The 16,576-nt window shown below is 52.4% G+C and carries 11 protein-coding genes; 10 read left to right on the top strand and 1 reads right to left on the bottom strand.

The genetic code is table 11. The features are described from left to right. The first annotated feature begins 97 nt into the window (after positions 1-97). From SIL79_RS12470 to SIL79_RS12440, 7 genes are all read left to right on the top strand, one after another. Positions 98-3,202 carry an amidohydrolase family protein gene (locus SIL79_RS12470; RefSeq protein ID WP_319619307.1) on the top strand — a complete coding sequence of 1,035 codons (3,105 nt, stop codon included), beginning with the start codon at positions 98-100 and terminating at the stop codon, positions 3,200-3,202. A 32-nt stretch (positions 3,203-3,234) separates the two neighbouring features. Next, positions 3,235-4,503, top strand: coding sequence for an amidohydrolase family protein (locus SIL79_RS12465; RefSeq protein ID WP_071477129.1), 1,269 nt, complete (start codon positions 3,235-3,237; stop codon positions 4,501-4,503). Positions 4,504-4,564: 61 nt separating this feature from the next. Next, the gene (rcsF, locus tag SIL79_RS12460) at positions 4,565-4,945 is read left to right on the top strand and encodes an Rcs stress response system protein RcsF (RefSeq protein WP_039035930.1); all 381 of its coding nucleotides are present in this window, start codon (positions 4,565-4,567) and stop codon (positions 4,943-4,945) included. 10 nt (positions 4,946-4,955) lie between these two features. Then, entirely contained in the window at positions 4,956-5,690 is a 735-nt protein-coding gene (tsaA, locus tag SIL79_RS12455; protein ID WP_144361715.1) for a tRNA (N6-threonylcarbamoyladenosine(37)-N6)-methyltransferase TrmO, read from the top strand. Then, positions 5,687-6,340, top strand: coding sequence for an acyltransferase (locus tag SIL79_RS12450; RefSeq protein ID WP_144361716.1), 654 nt, complete (start codon positions 5,687-5,689; stop codon positions 6,338-6,340). The genes tsaA and SIL79_RS12450 overlap by 4 nt, the downstream gene beginning before the upstream one ends. A gap of 98 nt (positions 6,341-6,438) precedes the next feature. Further along, on the top strand, positions 6,439-7,617 hold the full coding sequence (locus tag SIL79_RS12445) for a GGDEF domain-containing protein (protein ID WP_162206952.1): 1,179 nt from the start codon (positions 6,439-6,441) through the stop codon (positions 7,615-7,617). A gap of 100 nt (positions 7,618-7,717) precedes the next feature. Beyond that, complete coding sequence (locus SIL79_RS12440; protein ID WP_144361718.1) at positions 7,718-9,436, top strand: proline--tRNA ligase; 1,719 nt, start codon at positions 7,718-7,720, stop codon at positions 9,434-9,436. Between the two features lie 160 nt (positions 9,437-9,596). Here SIL79_RS12440 and grpE read toward each other — a convergent pair whose 3' ends face one another. Beyond that, a complete protein-coding gene (grpE, locus tag SIL79_RS12435; RefSeq protein WP_039035935.1) occupies positions 9,597-10,214 on the bottom strand; it encodes a nucleotide exchange factor GrpE in 618 nt (205 codons plus the stop codon). 94 nt (positions 10,215-10,308) lie between these two features. Between grpE and nadK the strand changes: the two genes are divergently transcribed. The 3 genes from nadK (at position 10,309) to SIL79_RS12420 (ending at position 16,372) form a co-directional block, all read left to right on the top strand. Further along, positions 10,309-11,187 carry an NAD(+) kinase gene (gene nadK, locus SIL79_RS12430; protein ID WP_039035936.1) on the top strand — a complete coding sequence of 293 codons (879 nt, stop codon included), beginning with the start codon at positions 10,309-10,311 and terminating at the stop codon, positions 11,185-11,187. Positions 11,188-11,840: 653 nt separating this feature from the next. Next, on the top strand, positions 11,841-13,487 hold the full coding sequence (locus tag SIL79_RS12425; RefSeq protein ID WP_052248277.1) for an L-lactate permease: 1,647 nt from the start codon (positions 11,841-11,843) through the stop codon (positions 13,485-13,487). A gap of 80 nt (positions 13,488-13,567) precedes the next feature. Continuing rightward, positions 13,568-16,372 (top strand): FAD-binding and (Fe-S)-binding domain-containing protein, encoded by a 2,805-nt coding sequence (locus SIL79_RS12420; RefSeq protein WP_039035937.1) that lies wholly within the window; start codon positions 13,568-13,570, stop codon positions 16,370-16,372. Positions 16,373-16,576 lie beyond the last annotated feature (204 nt).

Raw genomic sequence — 16,576 nt, 5'->3', positions numbered from 1 at the left:
TATCACTCGTAGGGGAAACGTACTGATTGATCGCAGCCTGTTCCTCTCTGATGACAATGACTCTCCCCAAGGAATTATGACAAGGTAGCCACAACAGATGAGAATTTCTTTCCCCGCCATAAACCTACTGTTGTTCAGTCTTGTGGCCTGTAGCGCCTTTGCCGATGAGACACAGCTGACAGACAATACCCCGAGATTGACCGCCTTAACCCATGCCAAGCTTATACTTTCACCTGGAGAACAGCTGGATAACGCTACATTACTTATTGAAAATAACCGAATAAAACAAGTAATTTCCAATAATGAAATTCCACAAAATGCTTATAAGATAGATCTCAATGGTTACACCATCTATCCGGGATTTATCGATCCCTTTGCCAAATATGGTTTGGAGTATTCAGAATCTGCGGCCGCAATTGAAGCTCCAGTCTATCAAATTAAGTCAAAAGGGGCGGTAGCCGCAAATGGCGCCATTCATGCAGAGAAAGAATGGTTTACTTATGTCTTGCCGGACAACAAAACTGCATCAAATTGGATAAGTAATGGCTTCACCAGTGTCCAGAGTGCACATCTTGACGGAATATTCAGGGGAGTCGGCGTCTCACTTTCTTTGGCCGACAAAAAGAGTAACCAAGTGATATATCGCCCCAGAAGCCGACATTTTATGGCATTTGATAAAGGCAATTCACCACAGGATTATCCCAATTCTCTGATGGGAAGCATAGCGTTAATAAGACAGACTCTCAGTGATGCCAACTGGTATAACCAGAATAAAAAGAATGCAGCCGGACGCGAGGGTTTATTATCACCGGAATTTAATACCGCCCTTGAGCGCTTACACGATATAAAAACTCGTGGTGTGATATTTGACACCCGAAATCTCAATAACCAGTTGCGTGCAGCTAAGCTCTTGAGCCAATCAGATATCCAGCCAATCTTACTGGGAAATGGCCAGGAGTATGCAAGAGTGAAAGAACTGCTAGAATATCGACCCGTGTTGATATTGCCGTTGAACTTTCCTGCAGCTCCTCAGGTCAGTGACGAAGACTATGCCAGAGAAGTGCCACTCAACATCTTGAGACATTGGGAGCGGGCACCGAGTAATCCCGCCGTCCTCGCCGCCAATAACATTCCTTTCTCCTTCACCCAATATGGCATGGATGGCAAAGCCTTTTGGCCCAGATTAAGAATGGCGCTGCAGGCCGGCCTCGATGAAGAAGCCGCATTGGCAGCGCTGACAACCCAGGCCGCTGCAGCTGCCGGCATAGAGGATTTAGTCGGTAAACTGGCACCTGGCTATATGGCCGATCTGGTGATAGCCAAAGGCAATCTGTTTCAGGACGGCGAAATAATCAGCGTTTGGCTACAAGGGGAAGAGCAAAAACTAATGCCACCTGGATATCAGTGGCAAGGCAGTTATCGCCTGCATCTAGCTGAACTGGAACTGGATCTTGAACTACAACTGAGTCAACAAAAGCCCCGAACGCTCAGGGGTAGCCTCAGCAGCGGTGATCAACAAGTAGAACTCGCTCATCTAACTACCGATAGCAAACGCCTGAGCTTCAGTGCCAATTTGCAAGATGCCGGTATCGGTGGCATTAGTCGAATAACCCTTTGGCAAGATGATGAAGGGCTGCAGGGCAGACTCTTGCATGCCGACGGTGCCATCACCCAATTGGCCGGTTCAAGATTGCCGCACGCACCTTTAACGGCAGAAACAGCTGAAGAAACGAAAGCCTCAGCAGCGGCAGTCAACTCTCAGTCAAAGACAATCAGTAAAACTGAACCCGAGTATCTCAGCCGTTTAACGAGTCCACTGCAAGCCTATGGCCGCAGTGAGCAGCCAGGTACGGAAAAACTGCATATCCGCAATGTCACCCTTTGGACCTCAAGCGAGGCCGGCATAATTGGCAACAGCGACCTGATTCTGGCCAACGGCAAGATTGCAAAGATTGGTACCAATCTCAGCACTCCGAGTGGTTATCAGGTCATAGAGGGAGCTGGTATGCACCTGACTGCCGGGATCATAGATGAGCATTCCCACATTGCCGTCAACGGCGGCCTCAATGAGATGTCCGATGCCATCACCTCAGAAGTGCAAATAGCCGATGTGCTGAACCCGGATGATATTGCCATCTATCGCTCTTTGGCCGGTGGCGTCACCACCGCCAATCTGCTGCATGGCAGCGCCAACCCCATAGGTGGCCAGTCGCAGGTCATTCAACTGCGCTGGGGAGAGTCGGCCGAAGGCCTCAAGTTCACCCAAGCCCATCAAGGGATTAAGTTTGCTTTGGGGGAAAACGTCAAACAGAGCAATTGGGGTGAGCGTTATACCCGCAGATTCCCGCAAAGCCGCATGGGGGTTAAAGCCCTGATGAGTGATGCTTTCAATGCCGCCAGAGACTATAAAGATGCCCAAGCCCAATATGCCGAGTTGCGTTCTCGGGAGAAACGTAAGCAGCTCTCCCCTCGCCCCGATTATCGTTTACAGGCGATTGCCCAAGTGCTGAATGGCGAACGCGATGTGCATATTCACTCCTATGTCCAGTCTGAAATCCTGATGTTCTTGCGCCTCGCCGAGGCTTACGATTTCAAAGTCACCGCCTTCACCCATGTACTGGAAGGCTACAAGCTGGCCCCCGAGTTGGCGGCTCATGGCGCTGGTGCTTCCACCTTTGCCGACTGGTGGGCCTACAAATTTGAGGTCTATGATGCCATTCCGCAAAATGCCTGTTTGATGATGAATGCCGGCGTGCTCACCTCGATTAACTCAGATGACTTTGAGATGCAGCGTCGCCTGAATCAAGAAGCCGCCAAGTCGGTGAAATACTGCGATATGTCCCCAGAAGATGCCTGGAAGATGGTAACCATCAACCCCGCAAAACAGCTCGGAATAGACGCCATAACAGGTTCTATAGAAGAGGGAAAACAGGCAGATTTGGTGCTCTGGGATGCCAACCCCCTATCGGTTTATGCCAAGAGTCAGGCAGTGTGGATTGGCGGCAAACGCTACTTCGACCGCGCTGAAGATAAGCAAATGACCCAGGCTATTGTCAGCGAGCGCCAAGCGCTGATCCAGAAAATTCTTGGCAGCGACCCGGCGCGGCTTCAAGGCGAAACGACTTCAGAAATCATAGAGCCCTTGTGGCAATGCGATACCCAATTCAACGCCTGGGGCCAGAATAAGGAGAGCCGCCTGTGACCAAGTTTCCTCTATTGCCACGCATGGCATCTATGCTGGCACATCTGCTGCTGGGTGGTTCACTCTTGATGCTCGCCCCGGTAAAGGCCCATAACCTGATCCCGGCCGAGCATCAGCAACAAGCCATATTGCTGAAAAACGCCACGGTTCACACCGTCAGCCAAGGCACTCTCGAGAATACCGATGTGCTGCTCGAGCAAGGTGTTATCAGCGCCGTAGGCCCGGGATTAACGGCTGAAAATGCCCGGGAATTTGATCTCAGTGGCAAACACCTTTATCCCGGCCTCATAGCACTGGATACCACCCTGGGATTGGTGGAAATAGCCATGGCCAGGCCAACAGTCGATAGCCGTGATGTGGGCAGTGCCAATCCACAGCTTGAAGCCGCCAGCGCCTTCAACCCGGATTCGGAATTGTTGCCCAGTGTGCGGGCCAACGGTATCACCCACGCGCAAATAGTCCCAAGAGGCACAGGCATTGCAGGGCAATCTGCACTGGTATCCCTGGATGCCTGGACCATAGAAGATGCCCAGGTCCCAGCCAGACCACAGTTCCACCTCTATTGGCCAACGGAGCCGCAAAAACAAGGTACCAACAAGGCGAATAAACAGGCACAACTGGCCTATCAGGACGCGCTGTCACAGATACACAAACACTTTGAAGCGGGTAAACGCTATGCCTTGAGTCAGCAAAGCAGCGAAGGCGCCCTTGAAGACAGCCGCTGGCAAGCGCTCTTACCGCTGTATCGCCAAGAGGGGCGGCTGTTTGTTCATGCCGACAGGCAGCGGCAGATAGAGGCGGCCATTGCCCTGGCCCGTCAGTATGGATTCAAGCTCACCCTGGTCGGTGGCTATGATGCCTGGCGCCTGGGTGCAGCGCTCAATGAAATAGAGGCAAGCGTCATCTATACCCATACGCTTGACTTGCCACTGCGCGAAGATGAGCCCATAGGTCAGGCATTTAGAGTACCGGCGTTGCTCAAGCGCGCCGGTATTCCCTTCGCTCTCGGCTTCAGCTCCGATTGGGACAGCCGTAACCTGCCGCTGGCAGCAGGCCAAACTGTAGCTTGGGGGCTCAGCAAAGAGCAGGCGCTCAAGGCGATTACGCAAGATGCCGCCAAGATACTGGGCGTAGACAAGCTAGGGGCGATAGCGCCCGGGTTTCAGGCCAATCTGGTAGTCAGCAGCGGCGATATTCTCGATCCCATGAGCAGCAGGATAGAGCTGATGTTTATCGACGGCAGACAGGTGGATCTCAACAATCGTCATCGGCAGCTTTATCAAAAGTATTTGAAGCGATAGAATTTCCCATACAGCTCCCGGGATGGCCGGGAGCATGAACGAATAACTATAAGGCCTGGCCATGAAACCGATTTTTCTTTCCACTCTGGTACTGCTGCTTGGCGGCTGCGCCGGGGAATACAGCTTCAATTCCAACCTAGACAGCCAGGCTATTGAGGAGTACTTCAAACCCTCGGAAGTACAGTTGTTCGATGGCAGCCGACCAACGGGCCAATATGAAGTGCTGGGATTGGTTGAGGGTAATGCCTGCCAGTCCGAGCCCGATGGTGTACCGGCCACTATGGCTGATGCCCGTACCGAGGCGCGCCGGGCGGCAGCAGATATGAAAGCCAATGGTCTCATTATTAAAAACTGTGTCGAAACCCAGGAAGCCGCAGCCGGTTGCTACACCAGCGCCATGTGTGTCGGCCAGGCTATTCGTCTGACAACCCCGAAGGAGTAAGCCTGACGTTATGGGGTTTTCGACTCAGATAGAAGCGGTTGCCTATTGCCGGACACCATATAAACAGAAGTTTGGTATCCCTCGTCAGCCGGGGTTGGTGGACTTTGTTCGCGGTTTTGTCGAGCTGACAGCACCTTACAATCATATCGATGCGGTGCGTGGGCTGGAGCAGTACTCCCACCTCTGGTTACTGTTCTGCTTTCATGAAAATCTGGCCCAGGGCTGGAAAACCACCGTGCGTCCTCCCCGGCTCGGCGGTAATGAAAAGCTGGGAGTGTTTGCTACCCGCTCCACCTTCAGGCCCAATGGCATTGGCCAATCCGTGGTGAAGCTGCATCAAATCCACCAAGTCAAAGGCAAGGTCATACTGGAGATATCCGGCATGGATCTGCTCGATGGCACCCCGATAATCGACATCAAGCCCTATATCCCCTTCTCGGATGCGATACCCGACGCGATAGGCGGCATAGCGCAGCAGGCTCCCGAGCAGGTTGAGGTCAGCTTCAGCCATCTCGCAATAGAACAACTGAGCCAACTCGAGAAACGCTATCCCGGGCTGGATAAGCTTATTCAGGCGGTGTTGGCCCAGGACCCGAGACCCGCTTACAAGAAAGGTAAACCGGATCCGAAACGTTATCAGGTGGCGCTGTATGATCTGGATATCTTCTGGTATGCCCAAGAGCAAGGCATTGAAGTCGAAACCATACAGCCCTTTTGTGCCAAAGCGTCCGGCGCCGGAGCATGATTGATTTTAAGCCCTCAGCGGATGATTATCAGGAACAGCACAAGAGGCGCCTCTCCTGGATGCCCTGGCTCTGGTATCGCCTCAAACCCAAGCATCTCGAATGGGCTCTTCCCTGGCAGCAGGCAATTCAGGCCAAATTACAGGCTTTGGAAACCATCAGCATAGGACAGAACTGCTTTATCGCCCCCGAAGCAGAACTGTTTGCCGAACCCGGCAGGCCGATAATCCTGGGCGATGAGTCCATGATAGCCGCCAACTGCTTTCTGCACGGGCCGATCCAGATAGGCCGGGAGGTCAGCATTAACCACGGATGCTCACTGGACGGCGGCAGTCGCGGCATAGTGATAGGTGCCAAGACCCGCATCGCCAACAATGTCACTATCTATGCCTTCAATCATGGTATGGCGCCGGATATGCCCATCTATCGTCAGAGCAGCCAATCCAAGGGAATAGTTATTGGCGAAGATGTCTGGATTGGCGCCCAGGCCGGAATCGTCGATGGCGTGACCATAGGCGACTGCGCCATCATTGGCATGGGCGCCGTTGTCACCAAGTCGGTACCCGCGTTTGCCATAATGGCGGGAAACCCTGCTAAAGTAGTAGGAGATAGACGCGATAAGCCACTGACAGGCAGAGAGAAAAATCAATAATTAGGAAGATGAGCGCCATGGATTGCCAAACCCGCCCAAACACACAACCACCAAGAAGCATACCAAAGGGGTTACCGGGTATCCGCAGCAGATTACTGTTGAGTTTTTTCCTGCTGGCCGGGCTGATAGTATTTTTTGGCGGTGCCAGCCTCTGGATAATAGATAGCACAAACACAACCCATATCGCCGAACTGCAGAAGCAAAAACAGCTGCTGCAAGCCATTAGAGCCAATCAAATGCAGCATCTGGCACTATTGAAACTCAAAAACAACTGGCCCAGTTATCCCCTTAATGAACGGGAGGCGATTCTTGATGAAACCAGGCAGAGACAACGACAGATAATATCCACCCTGAGCCAGTTTACCCTGGCAACCAAAGAATATGATGAGGCCTTGGTTCTGGGGCAGCAATTGTCAGTGATGAGCGGTCACCCCCTGAGAGCGCCACATATGAATGGCATGATAAGCGCCATAGATCATCTTTCTCTGCGCCTGTCCGGCATAGGCCTGACCCATCTGGATGCCCAGATGCAAAAGAACAGCCAATCGCTGATGCAAACCCTGCTATGGCTGGTGATCGGGTCACTGGCGCTGATAGTTTTGAGCCAATCTGTAGCCTGGACAGTCATTGGCCGCCACTTGCTCAAGCCTCTATTGCAGACCAGCAACAAGCTCAGCGAACTGGTAGAGCAAAACTTTGGTGGCCGCTCGCCAGCCCCGGTGAACCGGGAAACACTCAAGATAAACCATGCGCTGTTGTCCCTTGAGGCGCAGATGAGAGCCTTGACCAGCGAGCAGCAACAAGACGAACTCACGGGGCTTTATAACCGCCGTACATTCAACCAGTTGATGAAACAGTCCTGGCATAAGGGAATAGTAAGGCAGCACAGGATAGGCTTACTCCTCATTCAAAGCGATCAGGCTATTGCCAGCGAAACCCTGCTGCATTTGGCCCAGAGGCTGCTGGACTTTAAGATCAAGGGTGAATATTTTCTGGCACGGTTACAACAATCTCAGTTGGCACTGTTATTACCCAACCAGGATCCGGAAGCCTGTATCCGCATCGCCCAGAGCCTCAATCAATTTGTGTTGGCGGCCAATCTGCGAGCCAAGGCCCAAAGCCCACGACTCACAGTCTCTATCGGCGTGGCCAACATCCAACCCAGCAGACAAAATAATTGGGACAGTTTAGTGTTTCAAGCAGAAGAAGCCCTGCTCAGCGCCCAAAATCGCGGCGGCAACTGTAGTGCCGGTGTCAATCAGTTGCCGACGAGCTAAATTCGAACAAGGAAAGGGGAATTTATCCGCCCTGGCCGCGTGACATCATCGAAGCAAGTGATAAAATGGCGGCCATTCAATTCATTTCGGACCCAAGGTAATGCGAGTCAGTCAATACCTGTTATCAACACAGAAAGAAAACCCTGCCAATGCAGAGATAGTCAGTCATCAGCTTATGCTGCGCGCCGGTATGATACGTCGCAACGCCTCAGGCCTCTATAGCTGGCTGCCGTCCGGCCTGCGCGTACTACGCAAGGTCGAAGCCATTGTGCGTGAAGAGATGAACAAGGCCGGTGCCATCGAAATTCTGATGCCCATGGTACAGCCGGGGGATCTCTGGGTGGAAACAGGTCGCTGGGACAAGTTTGGCCCGGAACTGCTGCGCTTTGTAGACCGTCACAATCGTGACTTCGTTCTGGGCCCGACCCACGAAGAAGTGATTACCGATCTGGTGCGCAAAGAAGTCAGTTCCTACAAGCAACTGCCGCTGACCCTGTATCAAATCCAGACCAAATTCCGTGATGAAGTTCGCCCACGCTTCGGTGTTATGCGCTCACGTGAGTTCCTGATGAAAGATGCCTACTCTTTCCATCTGGATCAGCAAACCATGGATGATACCTATCAGGCCATGTACACAGCTTACAGCAACATCTTGTCACGCATGGGCCTGGCCTTCCGTCCTGTACTGGCGGATACCGGCTCTATCGGTGGCAGCATGTCACACGAGTTCCACGTACTGGCAAGCAGCGGCGAAGATCTGATTGCCTACTCCAATGGCAGCGACTATGCTGCCAATATCGAGAAGGCTGAAGCGCCGCTGCCGACCACAGAGCGCGCCGCACCCACTCAGGAAATGACTTTGGTCGACACGCCAAATGCCAAAACCATAGACGAGCTGGTTGAGCAGTTTGGCCTTGATATCACCAAGACGGTTAAGACACTGATAGTCAAAGGCGCCACCGAAGAAGCCCCACTGGTGGCCCTGGTTGTCCGTGGCGACCATGAGCTGAACGAAGTCAAAGCCGACAAACTGGAACTGGTTGCCGCGCCGCTGGAATTTGCCTCTGAAACAGAAATCCGTGACGCCTTGGGAGCCGGCCCAGGTTCTCTTGGCCCAGTCGGTCTGTCTATTCCTGTGGTCATAGATCACAGTGTTGCCGTGATGAGCGACTTTGCCGCCGGCGCCAACCTAGACGATAAACACTATTTCGGTATCAACTGGGAGCGGGATCTGCCGCTGGCCAGTGCCGCCGATATCCGTAATGTAGTGGAAGGCGAAACCACCCCTGACGGCAAAGGCACTTACGCCTTCGCCCGCGGTATTGAAGTTGGCCATATCTTCCAGTTGGGCACCAACTACTCGGCCGCCATGAACGCCACTGTGCTTGACGAGAATGGCAAGTCTCAGACTCTGCTGATGGGCTGTTATGGTGTCGGCGTCAGCCGCATCGTTGCCGCCGCCATCGAGCAGAATCACGACGACCGCGGTATCATCTGGCCGGAAGCGATTGCGCCATTCACAGTGGGTATTCTGCCGATGAATATGCACAAGTCACACAGAGTGACAGACACTGCCGAACAGCTTTATAAAGAGCTGACCGATGCGGGTATCGAAGTGCTGTTTGATGACCGTAAAGAGCGCCCTGGCGTGATGTTTGCCGATATGGAACTCCTGGGTCTGCCTCACACCATAGTGATTGGCGACCGCAACCTGGATGCCGGTGTTTATGAGTATAAGAACCGCCGCACCGGAGAAAAGCAGGAAGTGCCTATGGCAGAGATAGTGGACTTTATCAAAAAAGCCGCTGGCCAGAAGTAAGCTCCTGGATTCAAGAGCCCCCAGGCTCCAGAAAAAACCAGGAACAAGAAAGCCGAGCTAAGCTCGGCTTTTTCATGGCTGGAAACCTGCTTGCAAATAAAAAACCGCAGACTTATCTGCGGTTTTTTAGTCTCGCCGTTATGGGCGTTTTAGTGCGCTATCAGGCTTGGGTATCAACACCCTCACCGCCCTTGGACACCATTACCATGGCAGGACGCAGCAAACGCTCATTGAGCTGATAGCCCTTTTGCATCACCAGCATCACGGTATTGGCCGGGAACTCGGCGCTTGGTTGCATGCCAATGGCTTGGTGCTGATCAGGGTTAAAAGCTTCGCCGATAGGATCTATCTGCTTGACACCGAACTTCTCCACCGCTGACAGGAAGCTCTTCAGTGTCAGCTCAACACCTTCAAACAAAGGCTTGGTGACTTCATCAGCCTTATCTGCGCCCACCAGAGCACGTTCCATGTTATCGATCACAGGCAACAGTTCATTGCTGAACTTTTCCAGGGCAAACTTATGTGCCTTCTCTACATCCTGCGCCGCCCGGCGACGGATGTTGTCAACTTCGGCTGCGGCACGGATGACAGAATCTTTCTGCTCCTCAACTGTCGCCTGTGCGTCAGATAAAGCCTGCTCCAGCTCCTCAATACGGAAGTTCGCCTGAGTCAACTCGTCGATAATGCCGCCTTCCTCAGCTACGCCCTCGGTGGTTTCAACCTGGTCAACCACTTCTTCGACCTGTTCCTGCTCTGCTTTAAATGACTCTTTGTTCATTTCTACTCCAGCTAAAAATGCTTTGTTTCTGCATACTCTGGGCATATTATGGGGATCAAATTGACCGTTTCAACCCCCAGAGTTCCCAAAATCTATGTCCACTGAGTTTCATACTATAGGCCTGATAGGAAAACCCCACCATCAGGGGACCAACCTGACCCTCAAGCGTCTGCATTATTGGCTGAAAATGCAAGGCTATGATGTGCTTGTGGAAGAGAGAGTCGCGGCTGAACTCGGGAAAGATGTACGCGCGGTAGACCTATTGGATATCGGCGAGCACTGTGATCTGGCGATAGTCGTCGGGGGGGATGGCAATATGCTGGGTGCAGCTCGGGTACTGGCGCGCTTCGATCTCGGCGTTATCGGTGTCAACCGCGGTAATCTGGGTTTTTTAACCGATCTGCCGCCGGATGCCTTTGAAGAGTCGCTCGCCAAGGTGCTGGATGGCGAATACGCCACAGAACACAGGTTCCTGCTGGAAGCCGAGGTTTATCGCCACGGCGAAGTCAAAGCCAGCAATACCGCCGTCAACGAGGCCGTGTTGCACCCAGGCAAGATAGCCCATATGATCGAGTTCGAGGTTTATATCGACAACCAGTTCATGTACAGCCAACGGGCCGATGGCATGATAGTCTCTACACCGACCGGCTCAACCGCCTATTCGCTGTCGGCCGGCGGCGCGATATTGACCCCTAATCTCGAGGCACTGATCCTGGTGCCCATGTTTCCCCATACCCTCTCCTGTCGTCCCATAGTGGTCGACGCCTCCAGCATCATCAAACTGGTAGTGTCACCGGAAAACGGCGAAAACCTGGAAGTGAGCTGTGACGGCCATGTCACCTTGTCTGTGATGCCGGGCGATGAAATTATCCTGAGGCGCAGCAAAGAGCGGCTCAAACTCATCCACCCAAAGGGGCACAACTACTTTCATGTATTGCGCAACAAGTTAGGTTGGGGCAGTAAACTCTTTTGAAGCTTGAGTGGCCTGAGCAAACTCTTACAGCTACAAACGCAGTTCAGCCACAGGCCTGGGTTAAAGCACCTGAGAACAAAGGTGCTTTTTTGTTATTTATTTTCAAAAAATGTAAAACAGCACTCACGTGATCAATGTCACGTTTTATGACGCCCGATATAACGGTGACTAAGATCACGGTAAGCCAGCAAGAAAAAACAACTTATCTATCTGATTTTTATTAGTTTAAATAAAAACACCCAAAAACTAACTTCACCAAAAGCTCAATTAGTGTGACTTAAATCACATTCAAGATTTGCGATATAAGCCTGTCATTCCATCATAAATGAAATAACAGGATCACTTTATTACCCTTTTGAGTAAAACAAAGCCATAATTCCTAAGGTTGTGGGCCATTTTTTAAATATCTATTCCCCAAAGTTATATAAACGCCAGCACGGTAGTGATATCCGTCACACTTTTCCATTTGCCGGCGGAGACACGGCTCCCATAACCGAAAACTTAAGCCACATACGAAAGGCAAGATGATCCAGATCATTTTGGTTCCGGGTAAATTAACCATGATAAGCACGCACAACAACAAATGGGAAAGGCGATAGCACTTTCTCAACACCACAATAAGCACAAGCAACATATGAAATGATGAGGCAACCATGACATTTCTTCAGTTACTCGCAAGTCTGACACCCGTGATCAGCGTCATGCTGTTCCTGGTGTTGCTCCGGATGCCCGCATCCAGAGCTATGCCAATCTCCATGGTGATAACCGCCCTGGCCGCCGTTTTTATCTGGCAGATGGACACTACTCTGCTGGCCGCCTCCGTGGTTGAAGGCCTGCTGTCGGCGATTACACCTTTAACCATCATCTTCGGTGCAGTATTCCTGCTCAATACCCTGAAATACTCGGGTGCCATGGATACCATTCGTGCCGGTTTTACCAATATCAGTTCAGACGCCAGGGTTCAGGTGATCATCATCTGTTGGCTGTTCGGCTCTTTTATTGAGGGTTCTGCCGGTTTTGGTACACCAGCCGCGATTGGCGCGCCTCTGTTGGTGCTCTTGGGTATCCCACCGATTGCGGCCGCCGTGGTTGCCCTGGTCGCCGACTCAACTTCAGTGTCTTTCGGTGCCATTGGTCTGCCAGTGCTCTTTGGTATGGAACAGGGCCTGCTCGAAGGCGGTACCAGCATGGCTGCGGCGCAAATTGCCGAACATGGGGGCCACTTCAGCGATTATGCTCAGTTCATTGCCATGCATATGATCACCATAGATTTGATCACAGGTACGCTGATCCCCTTGGTAATGGTGTCTGTGCTGACTGGCTTCTTTGGTCGCAACAAGTCCTTCAAGGAAGGCTTAGCCATCTGGAAATTTGCCCTGTTCGCCGGTTTAGCCTTCACCATTCCTGCCTGGTTGATCAACTTCTTCGCCGGCCCAGAGTTCCCTTCCGTGATTGGTGCCCTGGTCGGTATGGCATTGGTAATCCCGGTTGCCCGCAAAGGCTGGTTACTGCCTAAAACCCCTTGGAATGACTTCGCTGAAAATGACAAAGAGGGCGAAACAGCTCAAGTAGAGAGCAAGGCGCGTTTCTCCCAGTTGGCCGCCTGGACCCCTTACCTGATCATGGCAGGTCTCTTGGTGCTTTCACGTGTGGTACAGCCACTGAAAGCCTGGTTGAACAGCTTCAACATCAGCTGGACCGGCCTGTTAGGCACTGAGCTCAAGGCCGGCTTCGCCACCTTCTTTGCACCGGGCGCCTTCTTTATTGCCGTGTGTATTCTGGGCTTCTTCCTGTTCAGAATGAACTCCAAGGCCATCAAAGAATCGGTTACGGTTTCCTGCAAATCCATGGTGCCAACCATTATCTCCCTGGGTGCCTCTGTGCCTATGGTGAAAATCTTCCTCAACTCAGGCACCAACAGTGCCGGTCTGCAATCCATGCCGGTAGCATTGGCCGATATGCTGGCCGGAAGCCTCGGCAGCGTTTGGGCCTGGATTTCCCCGATAGTCGGGATTTTCGGTGCCTTCCTGTCGGGTTCGGCCACCTTCTCCAATATGATGTTCTCCGGCCTGCAATACAGCGTGGCCGATAACATAGGGGCAAACCATGCACTTATCCTGGCACTGCAAGGTATTGGTGCCAACGCAGGTAACATGATGTGCGTGATGAACGTGGTCGCGGCGGCAACCGTGGTCGGTATGGCCGGTCGCGAATCTGAAATCATCCGTAAGACTATGCCTGTAGCACTTGGCTATGCTTTGCTGGCCGGTACCTTGGCAATGCTCTGGGGCGGATTCTAATAACGATAATAACTCCTCGATAAGGCAGCCGCCCTTGGCGCTGCCTTTATTATCAAATTTAATGTGTAGAGAAATGTCTTATGTCTATCAACTATGAAGCCGTGATCCGTGACCTGCGTAAACAGTTGGGAGAAGCTGCCGTCAGTGACGACCCTGTGCGCCGTTTTGCCTGGTCAACCGATGCCAGCTATTTCCGGATAGTGCCCGAGGTTGTGGTACATGCCGAGGATCTGGAGCAGGTAAAACGCACTCTGGCTGTAGCCAGAAGCTACGGCGCTCCGGTGACTTTCCGTGCCGCTGGTACCAGTCTGTCGGGTCAGGCCATAGGAGAAGGCATATTGCTTATCCTCGGATTTGACGGTTTCCGTACCCTGGATATCAGCGAAGACAGCAACAAAGTCACTCTGGGTGCCGCTGTTATTGGCGCCGATGCCAACGCTGCGCTCAAACCTTTGAATAAAAAAATCGGCCCGGATCCGGCAACTCTGGCTTCAGCCATGGTAGGCGGTATCGTCTCCAACAACGCTTCCGGTATGTGCTGCGGCACCGCCCAAAACAGTTACCAAACCATCTCCTCAGTAAAACTGCTGCTGGCCGATGGCACAGAACTGGATACCGGCAGCGAAGAGTCCAAAGAAGCCTTCCGTCAGTCACACCCCGAACTGCTCAAGGCGTTGGCAGACTTAGGTGCCATGGCTCGCGGTAATGAGACCCTGGCTGCGCGAATTCGCAAAAAGTTCGCCATTAAAAACACCACAGGTTACAGCCTCAACGCCCTGGTGGATTTTGAAGATCCTTTCGACATCATCAACCACATCATAGTCGGCGCCGAAGGCACACTGGCGTTTGTCAACGAAGTCACCTATCACACAGTGGAAGAGGCTAAATTCAAGGCCTCGGCCATGGCGGTATTCTTCAATATGGAAGATGCAGCCCGGGCAATCCCCCCTATTCAGGGCGAAAGCGTAGCCGCAGCCGAGCTGCTGGACTGGGCCTCCATCAAGGCGGTAACAGGCAAAAAGGGCATGCCTGATTGGCTGGCCGAATTGCCTGAAGGCGCTGCGATTTTGCTGATAGAATCCCGCGCCAACGATGATGAAACTTTGGAACGCTATACCCAGGACGTTATCGCCAAACTGGCGCATATCGAGACCGAGCGCCCCATCAGCTTCAGCCGTGACCCGGCCGTTTACGGTAAATATTGGGCCATGCGCTCCGGCCTATTCCCCATTATCGGTGGCGAGCGTCCCAAAGGCACTTCAGTAATCATCGAAGACGTGGCTTTCCGGGTTGAAAACCTAGCCAGTGCCGCCCACGATCTGACCGAGCTGTTCCATAAGCACGGCTATCCTGAAGGGGTGATCTACGGCCATGCGCTAGCCGGTAACTTCCACTTTATCATTACCCCTAAATTCGGCTCCCAGGCCGATATCGAACAGTTCCATCAATTTATGGAAGCGGTCGCCGATATGGTGATCAACAAGTACGACGGTTCGATGAAGGCCGAGCACGGCACAGGCCGCGCCGTGGCACCTTTTGTGGAAATGGAATGGGGCAGTGACGCCTACACCCTGATGAAAAACATCAAGCAGATCTTCGACCCCGAAGGCCTGCTGAACCCTGGGGTGATCCTTAACGACGACAAGCAGGTACACATCAAGAATATCAAGCCCTGTCCCGAAGTGGACGACCTGGTAGATAAGTGTATCGAATGCGGTTTCTGTGAAAAGACCTGCCCCACCTCGGCGCTTAACCTGTCACCCAGACAGCGGATAGCCACCTTGCGTGAAATCGAGCGTCTGGAACAGAGCGGCGACAAGGAAGCGGCCGAGAAGATGCGTGCCGCCGCCAAATATGATGTGGTGGATACCTGCGCCGCCTGTCAGCTGTGTACCATTGCCTGCCCGGTAGACAATAGCATGGGCCAACTGGTTCGCAAGCTGCGTACCCCTTATATCACCACCACAGAACAGAAGGTTCTGGACTTCCAGGCCAAGCACTGGGGCGCTGTCAACCAGGTGTTGAGCACAGGTTTTGATGCCCTGGGCACAATACACAAACTCACGGGCACGGGTATCACCTCAGGGCTGATGAACATGGGCCGGGCGATTTCCAAAGAAGTGCCTTACTGGAACCCTGACTTCCCCAAAGGCGGTAAGCTACCTAAGCCATCGGCTCCCAAAGCCAACCAGGAAACCGTGGTCTACTTCGCCGCTTGCGGTGGTCGTACCTTCGGCCCAACACCGCTGGATCCCGATGACCGTACCTTGCCTGAAGTGGTAGTGACCTTGCTTGAACGTGCCGGCTATAACGTGATTACACCGGCCAAAACCCGCAATCTGTGCTGCGGCCAGATGTGGGAATCAAAAGGGGATTTCAAGAACGCCGATATGAAGCGTGACGAGCTTATTGACGCAGTCAGCGCCATGACCGAGGGCGGCAAGCTGCCCGTGGTTGTCGATGCCCTCTCCTGCACCTACCGTGCTCTTTCCGGCAATCCCAAGGTTGAACTGTTGGATCTGGTCGAGTTCCTGCACGACAAGGTATTGCCGAAACTCACCCTCACTAAGAAGGTCAATGTGGCACTGCATCTGGGTTGCTCGGCGCGTAAGATGAAGCTGGAACCCAAGATGCAAGCCATTGCCGATGCCTGCTCCAACAAGGTGCTGCGCCCGGCCGGTGTAGACTGTTGTGGTTATGCTGGTGAGAAAGGTCTTTACAAGCCTGAGATCAACGCCTCGGCACTGCGTAACATTAAGAAACTCATCCCCACCGACTTTAAGGAAGGTTACTACGCCAACCGTATGTGTGAAGTGGGCCTGAGCCACCACAGTGGTATTTCCTACCGCCACCTGGCTTATTTGCTGGAGGAATGCAGTCGCTGACTATACTTAGAGGGAGCATTAGCTCCCTCTTTTTTCATCTGTGTTATATAACGGATTCACGTTCGGATTAACGAACAAAATAAATACAAATAAATACATTAAAATCAAATGGTTAAAACTTTCTCATTTTTGCAAAAAATATTTTAATCATTTACTGAATTAGCACTATTTATTGTGTGGTTATAGGCTTATATTCAAGCATAT

The sequence above is a fragment of the Shewanella indica genome (assembly GCF_033842865.1).
GTDB classification, from domain to species: domain Bacteria; phylum Pseudomonadota; class Gammaproteobacteria; order Enterobacterales; family Shewanellaceae; genus Shewanella; species Shewanella indica.
This window is presented reverse-complemented; position numbering and strand designations above follow the sequence as displayed.